The sequence below is a fragment of the Acinetobacter sp. ANC 4216 genome (assembly GCF_004331195.1).
In the GTDB taxonomy this organism is placed as follows: Bacteria; Pseudomonadota; Gammaproteobacteria; order Pseudomonadales; family Moraxellaceae; genus Acinetobacter; species Acinetobacter kookii.
Window position 1 is genome coordinate 17,841 of sequence record NZ_SJOC01000018.1, and the last position, 19,980, is coordinate 37,820.

General features: G+C 42.5%; 20 protein-coding genes. 5 read left to right on the plus strand and 15 right to left on the minus strand.

All coding sequences use genetic code 11. The features are described from left to right. The first annotated feature begins 234 nt into the window (after positions 1–234). Positions 235–498, plus strand: a complete 264-nt coding sequence (gene csrA / locus E0H88_RS13850; protein ID WP_067723263.1) for a carbon storage regulator CsrA — start codon at positions 235–237, stop codon at positions 496–498. Between the two features lie 60 nt (positions 499–558). Here csrA and rnhB read toward each other — a convergent pair whose 3' ends face one another. Together rnhB and E0H88_RS13860 are read right to left on the minus strand one after the other, a co-directional pair. Continuing rightward, positions 559–1,137, minus strand: coding sequence for a ribonuclease HII (rnhB, locus tag E0H88_RS13855; RefSeq protein WP_131274605.1), 579 nt, complete (start codon positions 1,135–1,137; stop codon positions 559–561). Between the two features lie 73 nt (positions 1,138–1,210). Beyond that, entirely contained in the window at positions 1,211–1,597 is a 387-nt protein-coding gene (locus E0H88_RS13860; RefSeq protein ID WP_131274606.1) for a hypothetical protein, read from the minus strand. 232 nt (positions 1,598–1,829) lie between these two features. Between E0H88_RS13860 and E0H88_RS13865 the strand changes: the two genes are divergently transcribed. Further along, complete coding sequence (locus E0H88_RS13865; protein WP_131274607.1) at positions 1,830–2,384, plus strand: cytochrome b; 555 nt, start codon at positions 1,830–1,832, stop codon at positions 2,382–2,384. A 77-nt stretch (positions 2,385–2,461) separates the two neighbouring features. On the opposite strand, the gene E0H88_RS13870 is transcribed toward E0H88_RS13865, so the two are convergent. The 5 genes from E0H88_RS13870 to yaaA all read right to left on the minus strand — a co-directional run bounded on the left by E0H88_RS13870 (position 2,462) and on the right by yaaA (position 6,840). Next, the gene (locus tag E0H88_RS13870; RefSeq protein WP_252152030.1) at positions 2,462–2,821 is read right to left on the minus strand and encodes a hypothetical protein; all 360 of its coding nucleotides are present in this window, start codon (positions 2,819–2,821) and stop codon (positions 2,462–2,464) included. A gap of 85 nt (positions 2,822–2,906) precedes the next feature. After that, entirely contained in the window at positions 2,907–3,908 is a 1,002-nt protein-coding gene (locus E0H88_RS13875) for an adenosine deaminase (RefSeq protein WP_131274608.1), read from the minus strand. A gap of 76 nt (positions 3,909–3,984) precedes the next feature. Further along, entirely contained in the window at positions 3,985–5,307 is a 1,323-nt protein-coding gene (locus E0H88_RS13880; RefSeq protein ID WP_092818498.1) for an NCS2 family permease, read from the minus strand. A 375-nt stretch (positions 5,308–5,682) separates the two neighbouring features. Then, entirely contained in the window at positions 5,683–5,913 is a 231-nt protein-coding gene (locus E0H88_RS13885) for a hypothetical protein (RefSeq protein ID WP_131274609.1), read from the minus strand. Between the two features lie 144 nt (positions 5,914–6,057). Next, the gene (gene yaaA, locus E0H88_RS13890) at positions 6,058–6,840 is read right to left on the minus strand and encodes a peroxide stress protein YaaA (protein WP_131274610.1); all 783 of its coding nucleotides are present in this window, start codon (positions 6,838–6,840) and stop codon (positions 6,058–6,060) included. A 123-nt stretch (positions 6,841–6,963) separates the two neighbouring features. Here yaaA and E0H88_RS13895 point away from each other — a divergent pair, with 123 nt between their 5' ends. Further along, positions 6,964–7,596 (plus strand): alpha/beta hydrolase, encoded by a 633-nt coding sequence (locus E0H88_RS13895; protein WP_131274611.1) that lies wholly within the window; start codon positions 6,964–6,966, stop codon positions 7,594–7,596. Between the two features lie 111 nt (positions 7,597–7,707). On the opposite strand, the gene E0H88_RS13900 is transcribed toward E0H88_RS13895, so the two are convergent. The 4 genes from E0H88_RS13900 to pheA form a co-directional block, all read right to left on the minus strand. Further along, entirely contained in the window at positions 7,708–8,085 is a 378-nt protein-coding gene (locus E0H88_RS13900) for a hypothetical protein (RefSeq protein WP_092818502.1), read from the minus strand. Between the two features lie 109 nt (positions 8,086–8,194). Next, complete coding sequence (locus tag E0H88_RS13905; RefSeq protein ID WP_131274612.1) at positions 8,195–10,441, minus strand: bifunctional prephenate dehydrogenase/3-phosphoshikimate 1-carboxyvinyltransferase; 2,247 nt, start codon at positions 10,439–10,441, stop codon at positions 8,195–8,197. 3 nt (positions 10,442–10,444) lie between these two features. Beyond that, on the minus strand, positions 10,445–11,551 hold the full coding sequence (gene hisC, locus E0H88_RS13910) for a histidinol-phosphate transaminase (protein ID WP_131274613.1): 1,107 nt from the start codon (positions 11,549–11,551) through the stop codon (positions 10,445–10,447). A 75-nt stretch (positions 11,552–11,626) separates the two neighbouring features. Further along, positions 11,627–12,736: a prephenate dehydratase gene (gene pheA / locus E0H88_RS13915; protein ID WP_092818505.1), complete on the minus strand. Its 1,110-nt coding sequence runs from the start codon at positions 12,734–12,736 to the stop codon at positions 11,627–11,629. Between the two features lie 692 nt (positions 12,737–13,428). On the opposite strand from pheA, the gene E0H88_RS13920 reads away from it, so the two are divergent. Next, positions 13,429–13,947 carry a type 1 glutamine amidotransferase domain-containing protein gene (locus E0H88_RS13920; protein ID WP_092818506.1) on the plus strand — a complete coding sequence of 173 codons (519 nt, stop codon included), beginning with the start codon at positions 13,429–13,431 and terminating at the stop codon, positions 13,945–13,947. A gap of 94 nt (positions 13,948–14,041) precedes the next feature. Here E0H88_RS13920 and E0H88_RS13925 read toward each other — a convergent pair whose 3' ends face one another. Both E0H88_RS13925 and E0H88_RS13930 read right to left on the minus strand, forming a co-directional pair. Next, a complete protein-coding gene (locus E0H88_RS13925; protein WP_131274614.1) occupies positions 14,042–15,184 on the minus strand; it encodes an acyl-CoA dehydrogenase family protein in 1,143 nt (380 codons plus the stop codon). A 151-nt stretch (positions 15,185–15,335) separates the two neighbouring features. Continuing rightward, positions 15,336–16,682, minus strand: coding sequence for a dicarboxylate/amino acid:cation symporter (locus E0H88_RS13930; protein ID WP_131274615.1), 1,347 nt, complete (start codon positions 16,680–16,682; stop codon positions 15,336–15,338). A 436-nt stretch (positions 16,683–17,118) separates the two neighbouring features. On the opposite strand from E0H88_RS13930, the gene E0H88_RS13935 reads away from it, so the two are divergent. Further along, positions 17,119–18,123: a glycosyl transferase family protein gene (locus E0H88_RS13935; protein ID WP_131274616.1), complete on the plus strand. Its 1,005-nt coding sequence runs from the start codon at positions 17,119–17,121 to the stop codon at positions 18,121–18,123. A gap of 319 nt (positions 18,124–18,442) precedes the next feature. Here E0H88_RS13935 and E0H88_RS13940 read toward each other — a convergent pair whose 3' ends face one another. Beyond that, positions 18,443–18,715, minus strand: a complete 273-nt coding sequence (locus E0H88_RS13940) for a YeaC family protein (RefSeq protein WP_092818954.1) — start codon at positions 18,713–18,715, stop codon at positions 18,443–18,445. 3 nt (positions 18,716–18,718) lie between these two features. Next, positions 18,719–19,660 (minus strand): NAD(+) kinase, encoded by a 942-nt coding sequence (locus tag E0H88_RS13945; RefSeq protein WP_131274617.1) that lies wholly within the window; start codon positions 19,658–19,660, stop codon positions 18,719–18,721. Positions 19,661–19,980 lie beyond the last annotated feature (320 nt).

Here is a 19,980-nt window from a genome sequence, read left to right on the forward strand (position 1 = left end):
AAATCTGGTCATTGTTGGACAGAATTTGCGAAATACTACAAAAAGAACAGAGCCACTATAGTTTTTTTTATAGTGGCTCTGTTATATTTGTAACCGAGGATTTTGAAAATATTAACAGAATTATTTTGTGTCAACTTTTTGACAGAGCGTTCTGATAATATTTCTATGGTACTAAGGTTGTGTTTTTAACTTTTAAAATCAATTGCACGTTTAGCGTTTTGCAAGGAGATAAACATGCTGATTCTAACCCGACGTGTCGGTGAAACATTAATGATTGGGGACCAAGTCAGTGTCACTGTGCTTGGCGTAAAAGGTAATCAGGTTCGTATTGGCGTAAATGCTCCAAAAGAAGTATCCGTTCATCGTGAAGAAATTTACCAACGAATTCAACATGAACGCGCTATGCATGAACATCTGCAGCACCTAGATCAGGATTATCAACCTTCTTTTGAAGAAGATAATTTCCCACAAAATACCCAGAACGACTTTAATCGTTAAACCGTTAAAGGTTGTTCTAATATAAAGCGGCTATATAGCCGCTTTAAATTTATCTGCTGCTTATTTTTTTTCCAGCAAGGCCAACGCCTTTTTAACCGGTGCATAACTACGACGATGCTGATCAATCACGCCATGCTCAGCAATCGCCTCAAAATGGGCTTTGGTTGGATAACCCTTATGTTTGGCAAAACCAAAATGCGGATATTGCTGATCCAGCACCACCATCTCACGGTCACGTGTCACTTTTGCCAAAATACTGGCCGCTGAAATTTCTGCATGCAGCGCATCCCCACCGACCACCGCATCACAGCTCATGCTTAAGCCTTGTGGAACTTTATTGCCATCAACCAGTACATGTTCTGGCTGAAGCTGCAAAGCCTCTACAGCACGGCGCATAGCCAATAAAGAGGCCTGTAGAATATTGATCTGGTCTATTTCTTCATGGCTGGCTTCAGCAATGGCCCAAGCCAAGGCTTTCTCCTGAATTTCTATGAATAATTTTTCACGCTTTTTTTCAGTGAGTTTTTTAGAATCATTTAAACCTGCTATCGGATTATTGGGATCTAAAATAACTGCAGCCGCAACCACCGAACCCACTAGAGGCCCACGCCCCGCTTCATCTACACCCGCAATTTTCATCAATGCTTTACCTACAAAAAAAAGAGGCTGAATAACATCAGCCTCTTTAATTTTAACATGAATTTAATCGGTATTAGTTCACCGCTTCTGCAACACAAGCATTAATGGTTTTAGTCACTGCATTTGAAACAATAGTATTACGCGCAGCCGGGTCAATTGCAGCTGTCGCCAAATCGACTGCTGTTACGTTTTGCGGTGCTTTTTCACTGACACAACCACAAATTTCAGTCTGAATATTTTGCTTTTGAGTTGCGGTCATTAATTTTGTTGCATTTTGCCATGCCGGCATAGTATTCAACTCGGTGGTACATTTTGCATTAATTGCAATTTTAATTGCAGTCATACCAAGTTGTTGAGTTGCCGATTGTGTTGTAGGCGCTGTGCCGGTTGTGGTATTCGTTCCCACACAAGCAGTTAAAGCCAAAGCAAGAGGTACCAGGACAGCAATTATTTTTTTCACAGTTTAATCCTTGAGTCTAAAATCTGTTGAGCATATTTTGCCGAAACTTTTCTCAGGAAGAAATCTATATTTCAATTGAATTTTCCACACTCGGATGATCTGCTTAAAAAACCTGCATACACTCAGTGTTGCAAGAAGCACACGCTTCGTTCCATATCCATCATTTTCAAATATGGGCTTTTTGATTAGCATACCCAGACTTAAGAATGATATATGGATACATGGGTATAACATGAAAAATACCTCACAATACTATACGCGTACGGCACAAATGCTGCATTGGCTCATGGCTGCTATTTTTATTGCGGCATGGTGCATTGGCTTTTATAGTGGAAATTTTCTAAGTTATGAGGTCGATGGCAGCTTTAAAGGTCAGGTCATTACCTTACATAAGAACATCGCCACCACCATTATTTTTCTGGTTATGATTCGTATATTCTGGCGCTATACCCACCCTGTTCCAGCGCTACCCGACAGCATGTCACCGCTCATGAAAACTTTTGCACATCTGGGCCATTTCGCTTTATATCTCATGTTACTTGCCTTACCGATTACCGGCTGTCTATTTAGCTGGAGTGCGGGACATCCGGCACCTGTATTATATTTATTCGAAATTCCACGTTTGGTTCAGGATGATCCTGATCTTTTAGCCATCGTGAAACCTGTACACATTTATTTGTCCTGGTTTGCAGGCTTACTTGTCATCGGTCATATTGCCGCGGCATTAAAACATCATTTCATTGATAAAGATAACATCTTGCGCAGCATGACCCGACAAGCAAAATAATCAATGTTGTTGCCATAAAAAAGCCGCACTGGTGTATTACTGATGCGGCTTTTTATTGTTCAATTTATCGCGACAAGCTATTTCAAAGCGTCTTGGGCACAGCCTTTTACGCTATTGATCACCGCCTGTTTAATCAGACTATTCTTTGCAGATTCACTCATCGATGCCATAGCCAGTTCTTTGGCCGAGATATCCTGCAATGCATGCTCACCAACGCAACCACAAATTTGTTTTTGTGCTGTAGTTTGCTGCCCTGAACTCATGAACAAGGCTGCGGATTGCCAGACTTTTGAAGCATTTAATTCACTTTTACAACCTTGCTCGATCACCGGTTTCAACATCTTCTGGGTAAAAGTAGAATTTTTATCCGTTGCAAAAACCGGTACAGAACCAGCCAGTAAAGCGACAGCAAATAGCCAGCAAAAACTCTTTTTCACATTTGCCCCTAATATTTAACCCGTGATTATTCAGCAGCCCCATACATGAATCCGCTGAATCAGAAACATATGTCAAGATGCTCAATTATGCTAAAGCATCAATTTGCTTCGCCCATTTCTGCTTTTCAGCAGCAGGAATAAAGGAGGCTTCAAACGAATTTTTAGCTAACTGCTTCAGCTCATCATTTGACAGGTCTAAAGCTTTGGTAATTGCAATGAAATTATCATTCATATACCCCCCAAAATAGGAAGGATCATCTGAATTAACTGTTACATGCACGCCCTGTTGCAATAAACGGCGGATATTGTGCTGAACCATATCATCTACCACACAGAGTTTTAAATTACTTAAAGGACATACGGTTAAAGGCATTTTCTCTGCAATCAAACGCTGCATCAGCTTCGGATCTTCTTCAGAACGCACACCATGGTCAATCCGGTTCACTTTCAGCAAATCCAGTGCTTCCCAGACATATTCAGCCGGACCTTCTTCGCCAGCATGTGCCACCACCAAAAAGCCTTCTTCTCGCGCTTTGGCAAATACACGTTCAAACTTAGATGGCGGATGTCCAACTTCACTCGAGTCCAGTCCCACCGCAATAATTTGCTCTTTAAAAGGTAAAGCCTGCTCTAAGGTTTTAAATGCCGCTTCTTCACTTAAATGACGCAAGAAACACATGATCAAATGCGAGCTGATACCCAATTTGCTTTGTGCATCATCACAGGCACGTTTTAAGCCCTGAATCACCGTTGCAAAAGCAATGCCACGATCGGTATGAGTCTGCGGATCGAAGAACATTTCGGTATGAACCACATGGTCTTCAGCACATTTTTCAAAATATGCCCAGGCCAGATCATAGAAATCCTGCTCATGGATCAGGACATTCGCACCTGCATAATAAATATCCAAAAAAGATTGCAGGTTATGAAAGTTATAAGCCTGTTTCACTTCCTCAACAGATTTATACGGAATATCAATATGATTGCGTTGAGCAATCTCGAACATCAGCTCAGGCTCGAAAGTCCCTTCAATATGGACGTGTAACTCTGCCTTTGGCAGGGCTTGAATAAGCTCAAGTTGATTCATATCTTATCCTTATAAAATTTTTCAAAAATAAAAAAGGGTGCAACCCGAGTTTACACCCTATTCTAAATGGGGTGAATTAGCCGCCAAATACAGCAAATTTCAATGCCCAAAGTGCCGCAACAATCCAGACCATATAAGGCACAGTTTTCGCTTTACCTGTGAAGAGCTTGATTAATGCGTAGCTAATAAAGCCCATCGCGATACCATCGGCAATTGAATAGGTAAATGGCATGCATACGATGGTTAAAAAAGCAGGAACAGCTTCAGTAATATCATCCCATTCAATGTTGACGATGCCCTGAATCATTAACACACCTACAAATAATAATGCAGGTGCAGTAGCAAAACCTGGAACCGATTGCGCCAAAGGTGCCAGGAATAAGCACAGCACGAACAACACGGCAACAACCACAGCAGTCAAACCGGTACGGCCACCAGCCGCAACGCCCGCAGACGATTCGATATAAGGCGTAGTTGATGAAGTACCCAATGCCGCACCCGCCACAATTGCGGTCGAGTCAGCAAACAGTGCTTTTTTCAAACGTGGTAATTTGCCATCTTTTAACAGGCCCGCACGATGTGAAACCCCCACCAGCGTACCCGTCGAGTCAAACAGGTCGACCAGGAAAAATACAAAGATGACACCAATCAGGCTGGCTGTGAACAAGCCTTCAAAGTCCATTTGCAGGAAAGTTGGAGCAATCGATGGAATGGCCCCTACAACACCTTTAAACTCGTTCAGTCCCATTGCCGTAGCAATCGCGGTAATCACCAGAATACTGATAATGATTGCCCCACGGACTTTAAAGTGATGCATCACCACAATCATCAGGAAACCCAGCAAGGTCAGTAATACCGTCGGTTGTTTCAAGTCACCCAAGCCGACAAGAGTAGCAGGATTGTCGACAATAATGCCTGAATTCTTTAATGCAATCAGTGCCAGGAATAAGCCAATCCCCCCGCCTATCGCAAATTTCAGCGACATGGGAATAGCATTGACAATGGCTTCACGGATTTTAAACATACTGATTGCAATAAATACCAGACCCGAGACAAATACAGCAGCCAGTGCAGTTTGCCAAGGTACACCCATGCCCATACACACAGAATAGGTAAAGTAAGCATTCAGGCCCATACCAGGCGCAAGTGCAATTGGATAATTCGCAATCAGTCCCATAACCAGACAGCCAATTGCGGCTGCGAGACAGGTTGCAACAAAGACAGCCCCATGATCCATGCCGGTTTCGGATAAAATCATTGGATTGACAATAATGATGTAACACATGGTTAAGAAAGTGGTTACACCTGCAAGAACTTCTGTGCGAAAACTGGTTTTGTTTTCACTCAGCTTAAATAAGCGTTCAAGCATATGCTCTGAAGATGGATTAGGAGTCGTCATGACTTTACCCCTGTAAGTAAACTTTATGCCGTCAGCACGCTACAAAATTAATGATCCGTTTCTCAAATCACCATTAAGTTTATAGATGCCAGGCAACGGATATTTAAAAATTTCCTTTTAAAAACAATTATTTTGTACAATTTTTTATTCGGTTCGATACAACCGGATCACAAAAATTGTAAACAAAAAAGCCGCATAACTTTTATGCAGCCTACATAGATAAAATAAATCAAATACTTACAATATAAATATAATGATTCAATTAAAATCTTGGCAAATTATAACACAATGCTTTTTATTGTTTTTAAAATTTATTTTGAATTAATATTCAATAAGATAACAATATTTTTCAAACCTATAGTAAAAATCCGAGTGCTAAAACTGGCTAGATTTCACATGTAAAGGCCCTGCAGAAGAGATTTTTTCAGTTTCTAGCGGTTCTAGAACCATATTATTTGGATTCGCTTCTACAGTTTTCAAAGATTGATGAGCATCCTGAATCAATTGATCCATTTCCTGTCTTTTTTTCATTTGATTGTCGTGATAAACCCCATATCCCAGTAAAACCACAGCAAAAATAAGGGTGGGAACTAATAATTTTTTCATCATAATTTTTTATTGTTCATCATTTCTCATGATGTTAACAAACGCACACTAAAATATAATGATAAAATATTTCAAAATCCTGTTTATTTTTGAGCAATAAAAATCCCGAAATTTATCGGGATTTTTACCTCGTTATTCTCTCATTTAAGCGGCTTGCTGCTCGTCACGCTTAAAGACCAGCTCACCTTTTAGCGAACTGTCCGCATCAAAATAGTAACCATCCATATTAAATGATTTTAAGTCCTCAGCACGTTTTGCCTGGTTTTCAATGATAAAACGTGCCATTAATCCACGTGCTTTTTTTGCATAAAAACTAATCACCTTGTATTTGCCATTTTTCTGGTCCAGAAAAACCGGCTTAATGATCTCGGCTTTAATTTTGCCTGGTTTGACTGACTTGTAATATTCATCCGAAGCAAGATTCACCAATAGATCTGAATGCACCTCGGCTAAATCCTGGTTAATCAAATCGGTAATGATATTGTCCCAAAAATCATAAAGATGCTGACCACGTGGATTTTTGAGCTTGGTTCCCATTTCCAGGCGATAAGGCATCATCAAATCCAGAGGACGTAACAGGCCATACAGTCCGGACAGCATACGCAAATGCTGCTGTGCATATGCAATATGCTGATCATTCAGCGCATAGGCATCCAGTCCGGTATACACATCCCCTTTAAAGGCAAATAAAGCCTGCCGTGCATTAGAAAAATTGAATTCCTGTTGCCAGTCATTAAAGCGCTCGACATTTAAATTGGCGATTTTTTCACTCACACTCATTAAATTGGCAATCTCGGTCGCAGAAAGATGACGACTCACATTTATAAGTTCTTGTGAATGTTTCAGCAATCTTGGCAGTGTATGTGCATCGGTTGGAAGTACAGATTCGTAATCTAAAGTCTTGGCAGGAGAAATTAAGGCGAGCATGAATAACCTGTTCAAAAAACAATTAAACAGACTATAACAGTAGCGTTGTGTTATTGCCAATGTGTGTTTTTACTGGGTCTTAGCGCTAAAATAACCGATTCTTCTGTCATGAGTCGGTTTTACATGTCCGAACAAATTTTCCTTCAGGGTCCTGCAGGTCAGCTGGAAGTTTTTGTTGATTATCCACAGGGTGAAGTGAAAGGATTCGCGCTTGTATGTCATCCTCACCCCTTACAAGGCGGAACGCCCCAGCATAAAGTTCCAGAGCTGCTTGCGCAGATGTTTCTTGAGCGTGGCTGTATGGTTTATCGCCCGAGTTTTCGTGGTTCTGGCCAGAGTACGGGTGAGCACGATAAAGGCCATGGCGAAACCGATGATATTCTAGAAATTATTCAACAGATTCGCTGCAAGCATATTAGCCTGCCTTTTTATGCGGGTGGCTTTAGCTTTGGTGCCCATGTCATGGCAAAGTGTTTTCATGCCTTGCCCGATGAAATTAAACCCAAACAGTTGATTTTATGTGGACTACCTACTGCGACAGTTGCAGGTGTGCGTCATTACGTCACCCCACAGATTAAAGGAGATATTCTGTTCCTGCATGGTGAAGCTGACGAAGTGACCTTGTTGTCCGACTTGATTGAATGGGCCAAACCACAGCGACATTTACTCACCATCTTGCCCGGCGCGAATCATTTTTTTACTGGATATTTAAAGCAATTACGGGTGGCTATCTCCCGTTTTCTTGTAGATGAATAAACTCACAATAACAGCATAGAGCATCCATTTATATAGGGTTTCTGCATGGCTTCAAATAAAAGAGGAGGCTTAGCCCTCCTCTTGGTTTATCCATGTGGTCAAAATAAATATTTAACCTTTCCATGTAAAACCGCTAAAAGATTCATCTTCTTTTAAGGTGTTTTCTACGGCTTGGGCCAATTGATTCAATAAACTCTGTTCCGTAATACGGTCTAGCCAATCCTGATCTTCAGCTGGGTAAGAAGTAATCTCACAGACCAGGTGCCCTTCTGCATCACGACTCTGGCAGGTGACCGATAATGGCAAGGATTGATTGTCTACACTTACCGCAACCTGATCACCACTTTGTGACAAGGTCTGAAAACCGTATTGACCCAGTTCTTTAGACAATAAGTCCGCAACATATTCCTGAGTTACATGACAGTCATTCGGTTGCTGTGACACATGACTATGCTTTTCACAGTTTGCAGTAAATTGTAATTTTCTCATCTGTGTATCCAAAGGCTTTCTTGTTGTATGGTTTTAGCATAAGCAATAAAAGCAAAACAGCCAAGCAAAAGCTTAGCTGTTATTTAACAAATACACAAAATTAGACTAATTATTCACTGACCTGAATCGCCAGACCTGCCTGGTTAGCCAATTCAGTGAAGGTTGGGAAACTGGTTGCTACAGTTTCAGTACCGACAATTTTAATTTCGCCGGAAGTTCGCAAGCCCGCCATGGAAAAACTCATGGCAATACGGTGATCATGATGCGATTCAATTTCACCGCCTGTGAAAATTGCAGACCAGTCACCAGACTTACCCTTACCTTCAATGATGATGCCATCATCGGTTGGCGTGCAGTCAATGCCCATGGTTTTCAAGCCATCTGCCATCACCTGAATACGGTCGGATTCTTTTACGCGAAGCTCGGCAGCACCTGTCAAAATGGTTTGACCCTCTGCACAGGCAGCGGCAATAAATAAAGCCGGGAATTCATCAATCGCCAATGGCACCTGATCTTCCGGCATATGAATACCTTTTAAGGTGCGCGTACCGCGAATACGAATGTCGGCAATCGGTTCACCGCCTGCAATACGTTCATTTTCAACCGTTAAATCTGCACCCATCTGTTTCAGGATTTCAATCACACCTGTACGCGTTGGGTTAATCCCTACCGCTTCCAAAGTGACATCGGAACCTTCAGTAATGGCAGCACCCACCATAAAGAATGCAGCAGATGAAATATCGGATGGAACCTGAATGTCAGTACCCACCAATTTGCCGCCACCTTGCAGGGAAATACGGTTGCCTTCAGTTTTCACCTCATAACCAAAAGCACGCAGCATACGTTCCGAGTGGTCACGGGTCGGTTCCGGTTCAGTGACTACAGTTTCACCTTCTGCCCAGAGTCCAGCCAGTAAAATCCCTGATTTCACCTGAGCCGAAGCCATTGGCAAGTCGTAGTGAATTCCTTTAAGTGCCTGATTACCAGTAATAGATACCGGTGGCGTACCACGCTCACCTGTGGTTTGAATTTGCGCACCCATTTCACGAAGCGGTTTGGCAATACGCTCCATTGGACGCTTTGACAAGGATGCATCACCGGTCATGACTGAATCAAACTTCTGGGCACAGAGCATACCGGAAAGCAAACGCATGGAAGTCCCCGAGTTGCCCATGTATAAGGCACTTGCAGGTGCTTTCAAGCCATGCATGCCTACGCCATGAATGGTCACTTCACCATTTTTAGGCCCTTCAATGCTCACGCCCATATCGCGAAAGGCTTGTAAAGTTGCCAAGGCATCTTCACCTTCCAGGAAACCGGTGACATGGGTCGTGCCTTCAGCAATCGCACCAAACATGATGGAGCGGTGTGACACAGATTTGTCACCTGGCACGGTAAATTTACCTTTAAATGTCTTATCACCCGGCAAAATGGTAAATTGTTGTGTCACTTTATCGTTCTCCATCAAAGGTTTTTTAGCGAGCATATGATTGAAGTGTTGTCGAGCAGCTTGAGCATGCCCAAGCAGTCCCATCAATGCCTGTGAATCTTCAGTTTCAATGAGTTTGCGAATTTGAGCCAGTTGCTGCTCAAAACCATCCACTGCATTTAAAATTGCTTTTTTATTGGCAAAAAAGATGTCATGCCACATTTGCGGATCACTCGCCGCGATTCTAGAGAAATCACGGAAGCCACCAGCGGCATAACGGAAAATATCCAGATTATCTTCTCGGTTGGCCAGCTGCTCAACCAGGTTAAATGCCATCAAATGCGGAAGATGGCTGGTATGTGCCAACACTTCATCGTGCTTGTCTACATCCATGCAAATCACTTCTGCCTTGGCAGCTTGCCACAGTTGAACCAGTTTATCCACAGCCCAGTCACCACTGCTTGGTAACGGTGTCAAAATGACTTTGTGATTGGCAAACAAATCGACCTTACCTGCATGCACGCCAGTATGTTCGGCACCCGCAATCGGATGACCCGGAACAAAACCTGCCGGCAGGTTCTCACCATATACGGCTTTGGCTGCATCCACCACATTGCCTTTGGTACTGCCTACATCGGTAATGATGGTGTTCTCTGACAGATAAGGCTTGATGGTTTCTAACACCTTTTGTGTCGCACGCACAGGCAAAGCCAAAACCACCAGATCTGCACCTTGCACTGCGTCTACAGGATTGCTATAGCCCTCTTGAATCAGTCCAAGCGCCTTTGCATCTTCCAGCGTTTTTTGTGAACGTGTAGAGGCAACAATCTGTTTTGCCAGTTTTTCAGCAATGATGACACGCGCCAGACTTGAGCCAATCAGCCCAAGTCCAATAAAGGCAACTTTTTCAAACAGTGGCTGAGACATGGCTTAAGCTTTTTCCTCTACCGCATCAGGCGCTAAATCGAGTACTTTCGCCAGTGCTGTCAGGAACTTCGCATTTTCCGCTTCCGTACCAATCGATACACGCAGATGATTTGCAATACCCACAGGACGTACAATCACGCCTTCTTTTAACAAGGCATTGAAGGTTTGCGCAGGATCAGTCTGTACATCGACCAAAATAAAGTTGGCACGTGAAGGTACATAGTTTAAGCCTAGTGCCTCAAAGCCCTGTTCCAGCTGCTTCATGCCTGCTTTATTGACAATACGCGATTGCTCGATAAAGTCTTCGTCTTTCAGTGCGGCAACCGCAGCCACCATAGCAAGATGGTTAACGTTAAACGGCTGGCGAATACGGTTCAGGTAATCTGTCACTTCAACCGATGCCAAGGCAAAACCAACACGCAGTGCAGCCAGACCATAGCATTTAGACAAGGTACGGCTGACAATAATGTTTGGATATTGTTCCAAGAATTTCAGGCTGTTGAAGTTTTCCGGGAAATATTCCACATACGCTTCGTCCAGAACGACAATCACATTTGCCGGCACTTTTTGCATGAAGGCTTCAAATTCAGCTTCTTCAAACCAGGTTCCGGTCGGGTTATTTGGATTGGCAATAAAGACTAATTTGGTATTGTCTTTAATTGCTGCTGCCATTGCATCCAGATCGTGAGCAAAACCTTTGGCCGGCACTTCAATGGCTTCTGCATTAATGGCTTGAGTCACCAAAGCATACACGGCAAAAGCATGCTGGCTATAAATCACCGAGTCTTTCTCTGAAACGAATGCGCGAGCAAACATTTCCAGCAAGTCGTTTGAACCATTACCCAAAGTAATACGGTCAGCGGTCACACCGAATTGTGCCTGAATCTGGTCTTTTAAAATAAAACCACCACCATCTGGATAGCGGCCAATTTCTGCCAATTCAGCTGCCACAGCCTGTTTGACTTTGTCAGAACAACCCAACGGGTTTTCATTTGAGGCTAATTTGACAATATCAGTAATCCCTAACTCACGCTCAAGTTCACTAATAGGTTTACCTGGTTGATAAGGCTTTAACTTTGAGATGCCTTCATTGGCAGGGACAAACGACATGTTACTCTTCCGCTATTTCAAGTGATAAAAGAGATCAGCCTAAAATTAAAAAATCAGGCCGATCACCAGAGTGATTTATAAAACTGCAATCGGATAAGAACCCAATACACGAATTTCTTTGACCAAAGGACGAATTTCCTCAATGGCCGCTTTGACATTTTCTTGCTCGATATGGCCTTCGAGGTCAATAAAGAATACATAGGCCCATTTTTCAGGCAATGCAGGACGGGTTTCAATACTGGTGAGACTAATGTTGTGTTTGGCAAATGGCGCCAGGATTTCCAGCAAGGCACCGGCACGGTCATGCGCAGAGATCAGCAATGAAGTTTTGTCATTGCCACTTGGCGGCACTTTTTCACGGCCAATCACCAGGAAACGGGTGGTGTTTTCCGGATTGTCTTCAATATTGCTGTGCAGGATTTCCAGCTCATAAAGATTGGCAGCCACTTCTGATGCAATCGCTGCGGAATGCCATTCATTGCGAATACGGCGTGCCGCTTCGGCATTGGAACTAAGGGCAACACGTTCAACGCCCGGATAATGGGCATCTAACCATTTTCGGCATTGCGCCAAGGTTTGCTGATGGGCATAAATCTGTTTAATGCTGTCTTTACGGGTATTGGATGACACCAGGAACTGGTGATGAATGCGCAGTTCCACTTCACCAATCACATTTAGGTGCGAAGATTTAAAACAGTCTAAAGTATGGTTCACCACACCTTCAGATGAATTTTCGACCGGCACCAGACCATAATGTGCACCACCCGCTTCTACTTCACGGAACACTTCATCAATGGTAGGAAGTGGGTGAACAATGGCATCCTGACCAAAATGTTTCAATACTGCTGAATGGGTATAGGTACCGACTGGACCCAGGAAAGCAATGCTTTGTGGCGCTTCCAATGCCAGACAGGCAGACATGATTTCACGGAACAAACGTGCCATGGTCACATCAGATAAGGGCCCTTCGTTACGCTGCATAACATTGCGCAAAACTTGTGCTTCACGTTCAGGACGGTAAAACAATGGATTCTCTTCAGCTGCAAACTTTGCTTTTGCCACCGCTTCGGCCAATCTGGCACGTCGGTTAATAAGCTGTTGAATCTGTTGATCTACAGAATCAATATCCTCACGGATTTGAGCAAGGTCAAGAGAAGTCGTCGTGTTTTGATCGTCGTTGATCATTGTTATGTTGCCCTTCAAAAACGTTATGCAAACAGTATAACAATAGTTAGCTTTCAAATGTTACGCAATAAGACTTTGATTGATTCAGTCTTAAAAACATACAGTTGATTTAATCAGCAATTTTATTCCTCATGTTTTGCCCTGAGTATTTAAAATTGATGAGCTTTTGCCAGTTCGCTAAAAATGACAGCACAGCTGTACATTTATAATTCAGCAAAATGGCTAGCGATTTTATGTCATTTCATGGAATAAATTTATCGGTATTTGCAAATAAGATCATCGTTAAAAACGCTTAATACTGAGCAGGTTTGATTAAAGCGGTTCCGGCCCATAAACCTGAAATGCCGAAAATGACTTTGTGTAGTATTCCAGATAAATATATTCAAGCGCCCATCAAAACATTTATAGCTCCCAACCAAGCCGCCCAGTCTTGCCTTGTATCACAGGAGAAAATGCCATGAAGTCTAGCTGACCGCATACTCGCCATCTGAAAAATGCTGTCTGCCAGCTTTTGACACATACAGAAACAAAAGTTTTTTACTTAATTTTTTAACCCTTACAAATAGTTAAAAATAGCGCCAAAGCTTTATCCATAGGGACTTTCGCATATTCAAGAGTTATTTACCAAACTCCATCACAATAGCTTAATGATTAATTTATAGTCTGTTAACAAAGCAATTCGGAGAACAACAATGTCCAAAAGAATCGCCGTTTTAGTGACCCATGATTTTGAAGATGCTGAATATTCAGAACCCGTGCAAGCCTTTCGCGCTGCACGTCATAGTGTTTTAAATATCGAAACCAAAGCAGGCAATATTGTCTATAGCCATAAACGGAAATCGGCCATCACCATTGACCAAAGTATAGATGATGTCACAGTGCATGATTTTGATGCCTTGCTCATTCCTGGAGGGTATTCTCCCGACCGGCTTCGTGGCGATGACCGTTTCGTGAATTTTGTGCGTAATTTTGCTCATGCAGAAAAACCCATTTTGAGCATTTGTCATGGTCCGCAGCTCCTGATTACGGCCAAAGTCGTAAAAGGCCGCTTGATGACCACTATTAAAACGGTTGCCAAGGATCTGATTAATGCCGGCGCGGTCTATTATGATGTCGGTGTGGTCAATGATAACAATCTGTATATCTCATCACGCTCACCCGATGATTTGCCTGCGTTTATTGAAGAAAGTCTCATGGTTTTAAATCAATAAAAAAGCACCCCGCAAAGTCAGACCCAGGGTCCAGCCTTTAGGGTGCCGTTCTATTTATTCCGCTCTGTTTTTATTGTAGCGTCTTAATCATGAATTAACGCCCCAATAAACTACGCGCTACAATCTCTTTCATAATTTCATTGGTTCCACCGTAAATTCGCTGAATACGGGCATCTACAAAGAACCGTGAAATTGGATATTCCGTCATATAGCCATAGCCACCAAACAGCTGTAACAGCTTATCCGCTATTTTCATCTGCATGTCGGTGGCAAAACTTTTTAAAGCTGCGGCAGTTTCAACATCCAGTTTACCCTGCATATATAATTCAACGTTCTGGTTATAAAAAGCAGCCGTCGCCTGTTCCTCTATTTTTGCCTGCGCCAGAACAAAACGGGTATTCTGGAACTGGCTGATGTGCTGACCAAAAGCCTGACGCTCTTTGACATAAGCAATGGTGACATCAATTGAACCGCGAATGGCGCCAATCGCCGTTGCAGCAATGGCAGTACGTTCCCGTGGCAATTCCTGCATTAAATAGGCAAAACCCTGTCCTGCCTGTCCCAGCAGCTGCTCTTTAGGCACCTTGATGTTATCGAAGAACAGTTCGGAAGTATCTTGTGAATGCAAACCAATTTTGTTGAGGTTGGTGCCTTTTTTAAACCCTTCCAGATGTGTATCCAAAAGCAATAAAGACACGCCTTTTGCGCGTGCTTGCGGATCAGTTTTAGCTGCCAGCACCACCAGGTCAGCATGTTGACCATTGGAGATAAAGGTTTTGGAACCATTGAGCAAGTAGTAATCTCCCTGCAAGATGGCATTGGTACGCATTGCCTGCAAATCGGAACCGGCACCCGGCTCCGTCATGCCAATCGCACCCACCACTTCACCAGCCACCATTTTTGGCAACCAGTACCGCTTTTGCTCTTCTGTCCCTATATGCAAAATATAAGGTGCCGCAATTTCAGAGTGGCAGGAAATACCGGTGGATAGTGCGCTAAATCCGGCACGTGCCGATTCTTCTACCAGCATTAATGAATAATGGGTTGGTACGCCATAACCGCCATATTCTTCAGGCACATCCACACACAAGAAGCCATTTTCGCCCAGTAAATTCCAGATTTCACGCGGCATAATGCCTTGCTGTTCCCACTGTTCATAATGCGGTGCAATATGCTCATTCAAAAAGCGTCTGAAGTTGTCACGGAATAATTCTAAATCAGCATCATAAGCCAACATATAGCGTCCTTGTATTTCGTCATTGTTATCTGTTCTAGCTTCCCATCCTATTCATTTTATTGGATGCTGTCATGCGTTATGACAGTCTTCTTTTATGACTCCAAGGTCAATAAAAAGGAAGCCGAAGCTTCCTTTTTAGCATCAAAACCGATTAAGCATGGGTTTGATTCGTTTCATCCAGCATTTTCTGGTCAACCATTTCCGGGTTGTTTAATGCTGCATTTAATTGAGCTGTATCTAATTGACCGACCCATTTCGCAACCACAATGGTCGCCAATGAGTTACCGACCAGATTGGTCAAGGCACGTGCTTCTGACATGAAGCGGTCAATACCCAGAATCAGGGCCAGACCAGCTACAGGAATATGACCCACAGCAGACAATGTTGCCGCCATAACAATAAAGCCAGAACCTGTTACACCTGCCGCACCTTTAGAAGAAATTAACAACACTGCTAAAAGCGTAATTTCATGTGTTAAATCAAGCTGAGTATTGGTTGCCTGTGCAATGAAGATTGCGGCCATGGTTAAATAGATGGAAGTACCATCCAGATTAAATGAATAACCGGTAGGAATTACCAGACCCACGACCGATTTTTCACACCCGGCAATTTCCAGTTTCTTCAACATACGAGGAAGTACGGATTCAGAAGAAGATGTACCCAGTACAATCAATAACTCTTCACGAATCATGCGGATCATTTTCAGGATGCTGAAACCGCAGAAACGCGCGATACTACCCAATACAATAAAGATGAACAGCAAACAGGTAATATAAAAACAGATGATGAGTTGAGCGAGCTGAGCCAGTGAACCAATACCATACTTACCAATTGTAAATGCCATCGCACCGAACGCACCAATCGGCGCAAGTTTCATGATCATGTTTACGATGTTAAAGAACACATGCGAAATTTGATCGATGAGTTTAAGGACGGGTTTACCTGCATCGCCCAATTTATGTAACGCAAAACCAAACAGCAATGCAAATAAAAGGACCTGAAGAATTTCACCTTCTGCAAAGGCACCTACCACCGTATTCGGGATGATATTCATAAAGAAATCAACGGTCGACTGTGAAGCACCCGATTCCACATACTTGGTGATACCTGAAGTATCTAAAGATGCAGGATCAATGTTCATTCCTACACCCGGTTTGGCAATATTAATCACCAGCAAACCGATAATTAACGCCAGTGTAGAGACCACCTCAAAATAAAGCAGTGCAATACCACCTGTTTTACCCACAGATTTCATGCTTTCCATACCTGCGATACCGCTGACCACAGTACAGAAAATCACGGGGGCAATAATCATTTTGATCAGCTTGATGAAAGCGTCACCTAATGGTTTTAATTGTTCGCCCAAGCCGGGAACACTTTGCTTAACGCCGTCCACGATTACAGATGAACTTGGGTAAAAATGCCCAACAATCACACCTAAAATAATGGCAACGACGACTTGAAAATACAGCGACTTATAGATTGGTTTCTTAGCCATAACATTACTTCTTCAGATATTTCCAAAACTAGAAATATTCAGTTTTAGCCTATTCTTACGAATACACTGCCCTTAATCTCCAGGCAATCACACCCAAGAAAATTAAAAGTATTCAGCGACCTAAGATACTGGAATATATAGAAATTTATAAAAAAGTGATTACCATCAGAACACCATTAAAATTTATCAAAAATTTAAATGGTTAAATTGGGAGATGATAAGAACAATTAAAAAATTATATCAATTGTTTAAATTTTACCTGATTTTTAAAAGCTTATGCAGGTGGCATTGTTAATTTTGGCTAAAATATCATCACAAATTATTAAACATTAGTCGAAGACCACTAAAACACTTTTATATAAATTAAGCTGAAATAATTTTTTTGCCTTTATAAAATAGCATTACACTTATTTTTATCGCCCAGAAAACTCAGCTTATGCAAACCAAAAGAAATATCTATAAAGACTTTGAACATCCTTTTGCACAATATGTCCGTATTATAGGCAAAGGAAAAAACGGTGCCCGTTCGCTGACTTTTGACGAAGCCTATCAGGCATTCAGCATGATCCTAAAAGATGAAGTGCTTGATGTGCAGTTGGGCGCTTTCCTGATGCTACTTCGTGTTAAAGAAGAATCTGTCGATGAACTGGCCGGTTTTGTCCAGGCCACCCGTGACCAGCTCAATTTCAGGACCCTGGATGTAGACTTGGACTGGTCATCTTATGCCGGCAAGCGTAAGCATTATCCCTGGTTCTTACTGGCAGCTCTTACCTTAGCCCAACATGGCTACAAGGTGGTCATGCATGGTGCGTCCGGACATACCATTAACCGCCTTTATACTGAACAGGTCCTGGAATATTTAAGCTATCCGATCTGCCAGAATGACAGCGATGTGGAACAGCAGTTACAGCAACGCAATTTTGCCTATCTGCCCTTGCAAGCAATTTCACCTATTTTGAGTGATTTGATCTCACTGCGGAATGTGATGGGTTTGCGTTCTCCCATCCATACCCTTGCCCGTTTAATTAATCCATTTAATGCCAAAGCCACCATGCAGGCGATTTTCCATCCTGCTTATCGTAGCTCTCACCAACAGGCAGCCTTTAAACTGGGCTATCGAAATAGTGCGGTAATTAAAGGTGAAGGCGGTGAATTTGAACGGAATCCGGATGCCAAAACCTTAATCTGCGGAATTAAAAATGGTGAGCTGTACGAGCATGAACTCCCTAAACTAACCGATAACCGTAGTCCTGTTGAAGAAGAACTGGACTTGGCTGTATTTAAAGCCGTATGGGAAGGCAAACAGCATCATGAGTATGGTGAAGTTGCAGTAACGGAAACCATGGGAATTGCTTTATACACGATGGGCGCGTGTGCTTCTTATGAAGAGGCGATGTTAAAAGCCAAGGAACTTTGGGTAAATCGCAAGTCTAAAATCTAATTTGATGCAGAATAAATGATACGTGATAAAGCCATTCGCAATTGTTCGAGGCTAGACTTCATTTGATAAAAATGGTTCTGCGAAACATTCATCTAATAATAGTATCGAACGAGTTTTGCGATGAGAACACTTGAAACATGTTTCAAGTGTTCGCAAGATGACTTTGGCCTTACGAAGGAATACTTCTCAGGGCTTATCCAAAGTAACAGGATGAGCTTCTATATAAATTGAGATTTATCGGTAAGACACCGTCGTACCCTTCAAAAAATTAAGATATAAAAAAAGACACCGCAGTGTCTTTTTTATTGCAAATAAATATTTAAACAAAACGAATAGGCTTAAACTCTTCATCCTGCTTTGGATCATGGGAATCGCAGTGTTCATCTTCTTCTTTGGTACCGCGGTCAATATAGCCACTACGCTCAGTTTCAGGCAAGTTTTTCATTTCCCAGGCATACACCGCCTGCATACAGATTTGACGTTGCTCTGTGGTCAGCGCTACGCCATTTGGCCATTTACCAATTTCCACTGCTGTCTTTAAACGCGCAACAATTTCAGGATCTAGTACGGCCAGCATTTGTTCAATATTCATCATTTAATCCTGCTGTTGAAAAGAGTCAAAATCTTGGTTCCAGCCCAGCTTGGTACGACAAGCAATATAGAAATCATAACCAGGTGGATGAAGGAGATTCAATTTAAATGGATGTTTGCGGATATGCAAACTATCCCCGACACTGAGTGAAACGCTGTGCTGACCATCGGCACTGACCATCGGCAATACACGGTTTTCACGAATGATAATCTTGATTTCACTATGTCCACCAACCACAATCGGGCGTGAAGACAAGGTATGTGGGTGCATCGGCACCAAAGAAATGGCATCCATACTCGGATGAACAATCGGACCACCACCAGAAAGCGCATATGCCGTAGAACCGGTAGGCGTTGAAACAATCAAACCGTCACTATGCTGACGATAGACATATTGACCATCAATATTCAGTTCAAAGTCAATCATATGCACCGATTTTCCTGAATGCAGAACCACATCATTCAAGGCAATCGCATCATAAATGCTTTCGCCCTTGGAGCGGATTTCCATTTCCAGCAAAAAGCGGCGGTCAAGCTGAAACTCGCCTTTAAGTACCTGGTCCAGCTTAAAAATAACCTCGGTCGGCTTGATATCGGTTAAAAAACCCAGACGACCACGGTTTACCCCAATAACTGGGGTATTGTGTCTCACCAGGGCACGTGCAGCATGCAGTAAAGAACCATCACCGCCCACCACAATAACCAGATCAACCACTTCACCCAGTAAACTGCGGCTTACCGTTTGCGTATTGCTATAAGGGACTAAGGCTGCTGTTTCCGAATCAAAAACAGGATGTAAACCTAAACTTAAAAGATGGTCATGAATAAGACTTAAAGTTTCCACGACGGAGGATTTATCTGGACGCCCTATTAATCCAATGTTCCGAAAAGTTTTATGTGAAATTTGCACCTGGGTCATCGCTCCGCTACGATTCCTGCCTATCATAGCATTAACCCTGTTCATTTTAAAAAACTTTAAGTTCACATTGCACTGACAATGCTGCGATTTCAAAGACTCAACCTGATTTTAGCCAGCAGCCAGATGGGCGTACTTTACATATAGTGAACACCCCAAATCAGCATGGTTTTTTACGCTAAATGTCAGCCATTTTATAAAATTGCTTTTAACGGAATAACTTAGATGTTTAAAGCTGTTTTATTTGCTTTAATAGGAACATATTATTGGCAAATACGGTTTTAATTCCAGAAATAATATCTGTTATAAAATCAAAGACTCATTACCAATATTTTGTCCGGTTTCTTGTT

Excerpts from the sequence above, each read along its gene's own strand:
- csrA (WP_067723263.1), top strand. The coding sequence starts at position 235 with ATGCTGATTCTAACCCGACGTGTCGGTGAAACATTAATGATTGGGGAC.
- rnhB (WP_131274605.1), bottom strand. The coding sequence starts at position 1,137 with ATGAAAATTGCGGGTGTAGATGAAGCGGGGCGTGGGCCTCTAGTGGGT.
- E0H88_RS13865 (WP_131274607.1), top strand. The coding sequence starts at position 1,830 with ATGAAAAATACCTCACAATACTATACGCGTACGGCACAAATGCTGCAT.
- E0H88_RS13875 (WP_131274608.1), bottom strand. The coding sequence starts at position 3,908 with ATGAATCAACTTGAGCTTATTCAAGCCCTGCCAAAGGCAGAGTTACAC.
- E0H88_RS13880 (WP_092818498.1), bottom strand. The coding sequence starts at position 5,307 with ATGACGACTCCTAATCCATCTTCAGAGCATATGCTTGAACGCTTATTT.
- E0H88_RS13885 (WP_131274609.1), bottom strand. The coding sequence starts at position 5,913 with ATGAAAAAATTATTAGTTCCCACCCTTATTTTTGCTGTGGTTTTACTG.
- yaaA (WP_131274610.1), bottom strand. The coding sequence starts at position 6,840 with ATGCTCGCCTTAATTTCTCCTGCCAAGACTTTAGATTACGAATCTGTA.
- E0H88_RS13895 (WP_131274611.1), top strand. The coding sequence starts at position 6,964 with ATGTCCGAACAAATTTTCCTTCAGGGTCCTGCAGGTCAGCTGGAAGTT.
- E0H88_RS13900 (WP_092818502.1), bottom strand. The coding sequence starts at position 8,085 with ATGAGAAAATTACAATTTACTGCAAACTGTGAAAAGCATAGTCATGTG.
- E0H88_RS13905 (WP_131274612.1), bottom strand. The coding sequence starts at position 10,441 with ATGTCTCAGCCACTGTTTGAAAAAGTTGCCTTTATTGGACTTGGGCTG.
- hisC (WP_131274613.1), bottom strand. The coding sequence starts at position 11,551 with ATGTCGTTTGTCCCTGCCAATGAAGGCATCTCAAAGTTAAAGCCTTAT.
- pheA (WP_092818505.1), bottom strand. The coding sequence starts at position 12,736 with ATGATCAACGACGATCAAAACACGACGACTTCTCTTGACCTTGCTCAA.
- E0H88_RS13920 (WP_092818506.1), top strand. The coding sequence starts at position 13,429 with ATGTCCAAAAGAATCGCCGTTTTAGTGACCCATGATTTTGAAGATGCT.
- E0H88_RS13925 (WP_131274614.1), bottom strand. The coding sequence starts at position 15,184 with ATGTTGGCTTATGATGCTGATTTAGAATTATTCCGTGACAACTTCAGA.
- E0H88_RS13930 (WP_131274615.1), bottom strand. The coding sequence starts at position 16,682 with ATGGCTAAGAAACCAATCTATAAGTCGCTGTATTTTCAAGTCGTCGTT.
- E0H88_RS13935 (WP_131274616.1), top strand. The coding sequence starts at position 17,119 with ATGCAAACCAAAAGAAATATCTATAAAGACTTTGAACATCCTTTTGCA.
- E0H88_RS13940 (WP_092818954.1), bottom strand. The coding sequence starts at position 18,715 with ATGAATATTGAACAAATGCTGGCCGTACTAGATCCTGAAATTGTTGCG.
- E0H88_RS13945 (WP_131274617.1), bottom strand. The coding sequence starts at position 19,660 with ATGATAGGCAGGAATCGTAGCGGAGCGATGACCCAGGTGCAAATTTCA.